At 75.7% G+C, this 7,282-nt stretch carries 10 protein-coding genes; 5 read left to right on the forward strand and 5 right to left on the reverse strand.

Annotation, left to right across the window (positions count from 1 at the left end; genetic code table 11):
* Window positions 1-101: 101 nt before the first annotated feature.
* The gene (locus tag CCE01nite_RS06985; protein ID WP_034626173.1) at window positions 102-596 is read right to left on the reverse strand and encodes a hypothetical protein; all 495 of its coding nucleotides are present in this window, start codon (window positions 594-596) and stop codon (window positions 102-104) included.
* A 494-nt stretch (window positions 597-1,090) separates the two neighbouring features.
* On the opposite strand from CCE01nite_RS06985, the gene CCE01nite_RS06990 reads away from it, so the two are divergent.
* A complete protein-coding gene (locus CCE01nite_RS06990; RefSeq protein ID WP_052103586.1) occupies window positions 1,091-1,522 on the forward strand; it encodes a MarR family winged helix-turn-helix transcriptional regulator in 432 nt (143 codons plus the stop codon).
* Window positions 1,519-2,499, forward strand: coding sequence for a zinc-binding dehydrogenase (locus CCE01nite_RS06995; protein WP_034626171.1), 981 nt, complete (start codon window positions 1,519-1,521; stop codon window positions 2,497-2,499). The genes CCE01nite_RS06990 and CCE01nite_RS06995 overlap by 4 nt, the downstream gene beginning before the upstream one ends.
* Before the next feature lie 63 nt (window positions 2,500-2,562).
* Here the strand turns inward: CCE01nite_RS06995 and CCE01nite_RS07000 are convergent, their stop codons facing one another.
* From CCE01nite_RS07000 to CCE01nite_RS07010, 3 genes are all read right to left on the reverse strand, one after another.
* Window positions 2,563-3,417: a MerR family transcriptional regulator gene (locus CCE01nite_RS07000; RefSeq protein WP_084142494.1), complete on the reverse strand. Its 855-nt coding sequence runs from the start codon at window positions 3,415-3,417 to the stop codon at window positions 2,563-2,565.
* 15 nt (window positions 3,418-3,432) lie between these two features.
* On the reverse strand, window positions 3,433-3,816 hold the full coding sequence (locus tag CCE01nite_RS07005; protein ID WP_034626169.1) for a VOC family protein: 384 nt from the start codon (window positions 3,814-3,816) through the stop codon (window positions 3,433-3,435).
* A gap of 112 nt (window positions 3,817-3,928) precedes the next feature.
* Window positions 3,929-4,279: a hypothetical protein gene (locus tag CCE01nite_RS07010; protein ID WP_034626167.1), complete on the reverse strand. Its 351-nt coding sequence runs from the start codon at window positions 4,277-4,279 to the stop codon at window positions 3,929-3,931.
* A gap of 417 nt (window positions 4,280-4,696) precedes the next feature.
* Between CCE01nite_RS07010 and CCE01nite_RS07015 the strand changes: the two genes are divergently transcribed.
* The 3 genes from CCE01nite_RS07015 to CCE01nite_RS07025 are packed head-to-tail and all read left to right on the forward strand — an operon-like array spanning window position 4,697 to window position 6,666.
* Window positions 4,697-5,365, forward strand: a complete 669-nt coding sequence (locus CCE01nite_RS07015; protein ID WP_034626162.1) for a YceI family protein — start codon at window positions 4,697-4,699, stop codon at window positions 5,363-5,365.
* Window positions 5,366-5,386: 21 nt separating this feature from the next.
* Complete coding sequence (locus CCE01nite_RS07020; RefSeq protein ID WP_034626160.1) at window positions 5,387-5,896, forward strand: sigma-70 family RNA polymerase sigma factor; 510 nt, start codon at window positions 5,387-5,389, stop codon at window positions 5,894-5,896.
* Window positions 5,893-6,666: an anti-sigma factor family protein gene (locus CCE01nite_RS07025; RefSeq protein WP_034626158.1), complete on the forward strand. Its 774-nt coding sequence runs from the start codon at window positions 5,893-5,895 to the stop codon at window positions 6,664-6,666. The genes CCE01nite_RS07020 and CCE01nite_RS07025 overlap by 4 nt, the downstream gene beginning before the upstream one ends.
* Before the next feature lie 90 nt (window positions 6,667-6,756).
* On the opposite strand, the gene CCE01nite_RS07030 is transcribed toward CCE01nite_RS07025, so the two are convergent.
* Window positions 6,757-7,282: FG-GAP repeat domain-containing protein (locus CCE01nite_RS07030; protein WP_141372118.1), on the reverse strand; the 526-nt coding region annotated here is incomplete at its 5' end.

Below are 7,282 nucleotides of genomic sequence, written 5' to 3' on the forward strand. Positions count from 1 at the left end.
GGACTGCCGAGCCCTCGGACTGCCGAGCCCTCGGACTGCCGAGCCCTCGGACTGCCGAGCCCTCGGACTGCCGAGCCCGGTGGCTCGCCCGGGCTCACGGGTCACGGCCGGTGCCACCGCCGCGCGTCCCGTCCCGGCTCCTCGACGGACGGCAGCCGCGCGAGCCACCCGCTCGACACCGCCGCGGGGAGCGGCGCGGAGTACGTCCGCTCGTCACCCCCGGGGATGCGCACCGACCCGGGGAACGCCGACCCGAACATCACGCCGACCCACCGCAGCAGCGCGGGGAGCCGCGGCCGCTCGATCCACGCCTGCCCGGTCAGCACCGACTCCACGGCGGCCACGACGTCGCGGCGCGGGACGTCGACGTCGAGCACGTCCTCGATCGTGATCTCGTCCTCGCCGAGCCGGTCGAGCCGCACGACGACCGACGGGCTGCCCCCGAACGCCACCACGGCGACGACGTCACCGACCGGGTACGGGTCGGCCTCGTCCCACGGGTCGACCTCGGGCGTCGGCTCCGGGGGGCGGCCGAGGCTCGCGCCGAGCGCCCAGAGCTCGCGCACGACGGCGGCGAGGGCGTCGTCGGCGTTCACGGGCGTCGGATGCGGCGGGGCTGGGGGTGCGTCATGCCCCGAGTCTGGTGCGGGACGGTCGCGCGCGGGAAGGTCTCGGAACCGGCCGCTGAGCGGACCAGGTCGTCGGGGGCCGTCGGCGCATCTATGTGCCGGGCACGGGGCGGTACGTTCGGACCTCTGGGGGCCGACGAGCTGCGGCAGGGGGCGGAACGTGGTGGGCATGCTGGTCGTGGGAGCGGCGCTGGTCGCCGCGGCGCTCGGATGGGCTCTCGCCCGGCGGCGTGGTCTTGCCCGCACCCTCGTCGCGGTCGCGCTCCTCATCGGGCTGGTGGTCGCACTCGGCAGCGCCTCCGGCGAAGCGGGGCGGATCATCGCGGGCGCCACCCTCGGCCTCGTGATCGCGCTCGTCGTCGGCCAGGTGCGGGAGTTCGCGCGCTCAAGCCGCCGAGCCGTCGTGCACGCGGAGAAAGATCACCTGGAATATAGTTCCGGGGCATCGAGTTCTGACCCGCATGGACTTCTTCGACCTGCTCGTCCGGTACGAGACCGAGCTCTGGAACCACCTCGAGGACCGGCTGCGCGACGGCGGGGGCGTGTCGCTCGCGCGGCTGTCCGCGCTCCGCGTCGTCGACCACCACGACCGCCGCGCGCGCGTGCAGGACGTGCGCGCGGACCTGCGGATCACCGTGGGTGCCGCGAGCAAGCTCGTGGACCGGCTCGAGCGCGACGGGCTCGCCACCCGGCGCCCGCACCCGGACGACCGCCGCTCGTCGCTCGTCGAGCTGACGCCCGCGGGGCGGGACGCGCTCGCGACGGGGACGGCGCTGCTCGACGGGGCGATGCGCGAGCACCTCGGTGAGGAGACCGCTGCGGCGCTCGCGGCCGCCACCGAGGTCCTCGGCCGGCTCGACGCACGCCTGACCGCCGCGGCGGTGACCGCGTGACCGCCCGCATGCGCGCCGTCGTCGTCGACGCCCCGGGCGGGCCGGAGGTGCTGCGGGTCCGCGACGTGCCCGTGCCCGAGGTGGCGCCCGGGGAGGTGCTCATCCGCGTGCGGGCGTTCGGGCTCAACCGGTCCGAGCTGCACTTCCGCCGCGGCCAGGCGTACTCCGGGTCCTTCCCGCGCATCCCCGGCATCGAGGCGACGGGCGTCGTCGAGGCGGCGCCCGGCGGCGAGCTCGCGGTCGGGACGCAGGTCGTGACCCTGATGGGCGGCATGGGGCGGGAGCGCGACGGCGGCTACGCGGAGCTCGTCGCGGTGCCCGCCGCGCAGGTGGTGCCGTTCCGCAGCGACCTGCCGTGGGACGTGCTCGGCGCGGTCCCGGAGATGCTGCAGACCGCGCACGGCTCGCTCGCCGTCGGGCTGCAGGCGCGTGCCGGCGACACCGTGCTGGTGCGCGGGGGGACGTCGTCGGTCGGGCTCGCGCTCGCCGTGCTCGGCCACCTGCGCGGGCTCACCGTGCTCTCGACCACGCGCTCGGCGGACCGGCTCGGGCTGCTCGAGGACGTCGGCGCGCACCACGCGCTCGTCGACGACGGGTCGCTCGCCGGCCGGGTGCGTGAGCTCGTGCCCGGGGGAGTGGACGGCGCGGTCGAGCTCGTCGGCGCCACCACGCTCCGGGACACGCTCCGTGCCGTGCGGACCGGCGGCACCGCGTGCTTCACCGGGATGCTCTCCGACGAGTGGACGATCCCCGAGTTCTACCCGATGGCCTGGCTGCCCAACGGCGTGCGGCTCACCGCGTACTCGGGCACCGCCGCGGACCTGCCCGCCGACGTGCTGCAGGACTTCCTTGACGCCGTGGCCGCCGGCCGGGCGCGCGTCCCGCTCGGGCGCACGTACCGGCTCGACGACATCGCCGACGCGCACCGCGACATGGAGGCCGGGGTGGTCGGGGGCAAGGGCGTCGTCGTGCTGTGAGCCCGCCCGTGCGGGGAGCCGCGGGCGCGACGATCGTGCCTCCGCCCGCGGTCCCCGTCTCGGCTACGCCGGGGGCGGCTCGGTGAGCGGCGACCAGAACGACCACGGCTCGCCCTCCGGGCCGAGCGCACCGTACTCGCGGACCCCGTACGGCTGGTCGGTCGGCGGGTAGGTGACCGTGCCGCCGCGCGCGACGACGGCCGCGTGGTGCGCGTCGACGTCCTGCACCGTGACGACGAGCATCCCCGTGGCCGCCCCGAGGGTCGCCGGGGACGCGAGCCGCCACTCGGGGGCGACGCGGTGCAGCATCACGATGCCGTCGGCGGTGCGGACCTCGCCGTGCACGACCGTCCCGTCGTCGTCCCGGTGCAGCGGGCCGGGCGCGAGCCCGAAGACGTCGACGAGGTGGCGGTGCGCGGCCTCGAGGTCGGCGTAGACGAGCACCGCGATGCGGCGCAGCGGCTCGGTCGCGACGACGGCGGTGTCCTCCAGCACGGCGAGCAGCCGCCGGCACGCGTCGACGTCGCTGCTCCGGGGCGACGCGGGCGGCCCGGCGTCGTCCCCGCCCGACGACGCCTCCGCCAGGCCGGACGTGACGTCCGTGAGCCGGTGCAGCAGCCGCTCCGTGCGCAGCACCTGGTCCTCGAGCGCCGCGAGCTGACCGCGCAGCGCGCCGTCGAGGCTCCAGCCCGGGTCGTCGAGCGCCGCGGCGATGTCGTCGAGCGACACCCCGAACCGGCGCAGCACGCTGATCCGGTACAGCCGCTCGACGTGCGCGCGGCGGTAGACGCGGTGGCCGGCGGAGGTCCGCTCGGGCCGCAGCAGGCCGACGTCGTCGTAGTGGTGCAGCGTGCGCACGGTCAGGCCGGACGCGTGCGCGAGGTCGCCGACCCGCCAGGAGGCGCCGTCGTCGTCCACCGCGGCACCCACCGCTCAGCCGAGCGGCGAGCAGATCGCCCAGTGGTGCCCGAACGGGTCGAAGAGCCAGCCGCGCCGCTCGTCCCCCTGGTCGCGGGGCTCCCGGTCCACCGTCCCGCCCACGGCGACCGCGCGTGCGTAGGTCGCGTCGGCGTCGCCCACGTGCAGCACGACCGACGACGTGCCGTGGCCGAGGGTCCGGGGTGCGTACGCGCCGTACTCGTGGTTCTCGTCCGACAGGTACAGCGGCTCGCCGTCGATCTCCAGGGCCACGAACCCGATCCGGCCGTCCTCCTCGTCGTACCGCTCGCCGGTCTCCTTCGCGCCGAACGCGGCGGCGTAGAACTCGATCGCCGCAGCGCCGTCGTGCACCGTCAGGTACGGGACCATCCGTGTCATCGTCCGCTCCTCCGCGTGCCGTGCCCCGCAAGCGGCGCCGGCCGGTGCCGCTCCTCGTGACGCTAGGCCCTCACGTCGCGTGAGGTTCAAGGGGTGCGGGCCCCCGCGCAGGTCAGAGCACGTACCCGGTCGAGGACAGGACCACCGTGTAGGCGACGACCGCGCAGAGCACGAGCACGACGACCGCCGCCGCCGCGAGGGGCCGCCGCTGCCGGCCGACCGTCAGCGTGACGGCGAGCGCCACCGCGTAGGCGATCGCGAGGACGACGGTCCAGAGCACGCCCGTCCCGACGCGGTGCTCCTGCGTGCACGGGTAGGGCGCCGGGTAGATCGCGGGGCAGACGACCTCGCGCGGCACGGCGTAACCCCAGATCGCGGCCGCGGCGACGACGGCGACGGCGGTGGCGACGAGCCACAGAGGCCGTGGGCGGGACCGGGTCGGTGCGCTTGTCGTGCTCGTCACGCTCGCCCTCCTTCTCGGGGGTACGACGCGGGTGCTCCGGGAACCGACGGCGCACGCGCCGGACGATCCCGTCCCCGGCATCCTCGCGCGCGCCCCCGGCCGTTCACCAGTCCCCGCGTCGGTAGGCCTCCGGGTCGGCGACGAAGCGACGGTGCTGGTCGACGAGCGCGAGCTCCTCCCAGCGGACGGGCCGCAGGCGTGAACAGCCGGCATCGTCTCGGCCCGCGCGGTCCGGGGCCACCGGGTCCGCGGCGCCGAGGAGAGGTCGAGCCCCGGGTCGCGCTCGACCCGTCGCGTCACCCCGTCTCGCGGGCCGCTCTCAGACACGTGGTGAACCATCGGACCCTGCGTCTCGTCTACCGGGTGGCGGCCTCGACCGGGTCGCGACGGGGGCGGACGGCGGCAGGAGGCAGGACGATGGACAAGCGCACGAAGGTGATCACGGGTGCGGGGGTCGGTGTGGTGGTGCTCGCGGCGGGGCTGATCGTGGGTCCGCGGCTGTACGCGGACAGTCAGAACAGCCGGATCGACGCGGCGCCCACGCTGACCGCGGCCGCCGAGGGCACTGAGGCGCCCGCCGCGACCGACGGCACGTGGACGATCGGTGAGGGCTCGTTTGCGGGGTACCGGGTCGACGAGGTGCTCAGCGGCAACGACATCACGGTCACCGGGCGCACCGAGGAGGTGACCGGGACGCTGACCGTCGCCGAGGGCTCGCTGACCGAGGCGACCGTCGAGGTCGACATGGCGAGCATCGCGACCGACGAGGCGCGGCGCGACGACTACTTCCGCGGCACGGCGCTCCAGGTCGACACCTACCCGACGGCGACGTTCGAGCTCACCGAGCCCGTCGAGCTCGAGGAGGGCGCGACGAGCGCGCAGCTCGTCGGCGAGCTCACGATCCGCGACGTCACGCAGCCCGTCACCGTCGACGCGCAGATCGCGGCGTCGGGCGACGCCGTCCAGGTGATCGGCTCCGTGCCCGTGACGTTCGCCGACTACGGCGTCGAGGCACCGAACCTCGGCTTCGTGAGCGTCGAGGACACCGGGGCCGTCGAGTTCGACCTGCGGCTCACGGCCGGCTGACGGCGGGCCGACGAGCACCCGATGACCCCCGACGCCGACGCCGACGAGCTGCTGCGTGCCGTGCACGCCGCGCACGCCGCCGCGCTGCACCGGTACGTCGTGCGCCTCACGGACCCCGCCCGCGCGCAGGACGTGGTGCAGGAGACGCTGCTGCGCGCGTGGCGGAACCCCGAGGTGCTGACCCGCTCCGAGGCGTCGGTGCGCGCGTGGCTGTTCACGGTCGCGCGCAACCTCGTGGTCGACGACGTGCGCAGCGCCCACCGGCGGCGCGAGCTCACGACGGGGGACGTGCCGGACGCCCCGACCGGCGACGGCACGCAGGCGGTGCTCGACGCGTGGCTCGTCGGCGACGCGCTCGACGGGCTGTCCGCGGAGCACCGGGCGGTCGTCGTCGGGGCGTACTACGGGGGACGCTCCGTCGCCGAGCTCGCCGCGGAGCTCGGGATCCCGCCCGGCACCGTGAAGTCCCGACTGCACTACGCGCTGCGCGCCCTGCGGCTCGCGCTCCAGGAGAGAGGGGTGACCTCATGACCGCCGACCCGTACCGCGAGTGGGACGCCGCGTACGTGCTCGGAGCGCTCGCGCCCGACGAGCGGCGCGAGTTCGAGCAGCACCTCGCGGGCTGCCCGGCGTGCCGCGAGGCGGTGGGCGACCTCGCGGGGATGCCGGCGCTGCTCGGGATGGTGCCGGCCGACGTGGCGCTGCCGGACCCGCAGCCGGTGGGCGCGGACGGGTCCGGTGCCGCCGGCAGGGGGGCGTCCACCGCGTCCCGGTCCGGTGGGGCGGACGCTGACGCGTCGCCGACGCTCGTGCCGATCGCCTCGCTCGCGCACGCGGCGCAGCGGCGCACCCGCCGCCGACGCACGCTCCTCGCGGTCGCCGCCGTGGGGCTGGTCGCGGCGAGCGGCCTCGGCGGCGCGGCGACCGCCCGGTTCGGGGACGACGAGCGTGCACCCGCGGTCGTCGCCGAGGCCGAGGCGCGGACCGTGACGCTGACGCCCGTCGGGCAGTCCGGCGTCAGCGCGGACCTCACGCTCGTCCCGGCCCGCTGGGGCACGCGGCTCGACTGGTCGTGCGAGTACGAGGCGGCCGAGCTGGCCGTCGGCGTCTACACGCTCGTGCTGGTCGACGAGGCGGGGGAGCGGACGGTCGTGGCGACGTGGACGAGCACGGGCTCGCGCGTCGCGGCGGGGCTCGGCGCCTCGTCGGCCCTGCCGCTCGACGGCATCAGCCGGGTCGAGCTCGGCGTCGTCGGGCTCGACGTGCCGCTCGCGTCGGCGGAGGTCACGACGGACGCGTGAGCGTGCCGGGGAGCCGAGCGGGCTGTTCCGACGTGCCGATCGCCTCCGGGGAGCAGCTGCTCCCCGGAGGCGATCGTCGTCGTGCGGCTCCTACCCGACGACCGTGCGCGGGTGCTTCGTGACCCGCCAGCCGCCCGTCTCGTAGGCGAAGTTGTCGACGACCTGGGTGACCGGCCCGAAGGTGCCGTCGCCGTTGTTGAGCGAGACGAAGGTCGCGAAGTCGCCGAACCCGAGGATGTCGGCGCGCCCGTCGCCGGTGAGGTCGGCGAGCGTGCGCGGGTGCTTCATGACCCGCCAGCCGCCGGCCTCGTGGGCGAAGTTGTCCGACACCTGCGTGACGGAGCCGAACGTCCCGTCGCCGTTGTTGAGCGACGCGAAGACCCCGAAGTCGCCGAACCCGACGATGTCGGCGCGCCCGTCGCCGGTGAGGTCGGCGAGCATCCGCGGGTGCTTGGTGACCCGCCAGCCGCCGGCCTCGTGCGCGAAGTTGTCGACGACCTGGGTGACCGGACCGAAGGTGCCGTCGCCGTTGTTGAGCGAGACGAAGACCCCGAAGTCGCCGAAGCCGACGATGTCGGCGCGGCCGTCCCCGGTCAGGTCGGCGAGCATCCGCGGG

The organism is Cellulomonas cellasea, from assembly GCF_006538745.1.
Lineage (GTDB): Bacteria > Actinomycetota > Actinomycetes > Actinomycetales > Cellulomonadaceae > Cellulomonas_A > Cellulomonas_A cellasea.

Coding starts and splice junctions, on each gene's coding strand:
- CCE01nite_RS07005 (WP_034626169.1), bottom strand. CDS start 3,816: ATGACACGGATGGTCCCGTACCTGACGGTGCACGACGGCGCTGCGGCG.
- CCE01nite_RS06990 (WP_052103586.1), top strand. CDS start 1,091: ATGGACTTCTTCGACCTGCTCGTCCGGTACGAGACCGAGCTCTGGAAC.
- CCE01nite_RS07025 (WP_034626158.1), top strand. CDS start 5,893: ATGACCGCCGACCCGTACCGCGAGTGGGACGCCGCGTACGTGCTCGGA.
- CCE01nite_RS07020 (WP_034626160.1), top strand. CDS start 5,387: ATGACCCCCGACGCCGACGCCGACGAGCTGCTGCGTGCCGTGCACGCC.
- CCE01nite_RS07015 (WP_034626162.1), top strand. CDS start 4,697: ATGGACAAGCGCACGAAGGTGATCACGGGTGCGGGGGTCGGTGTGGTG.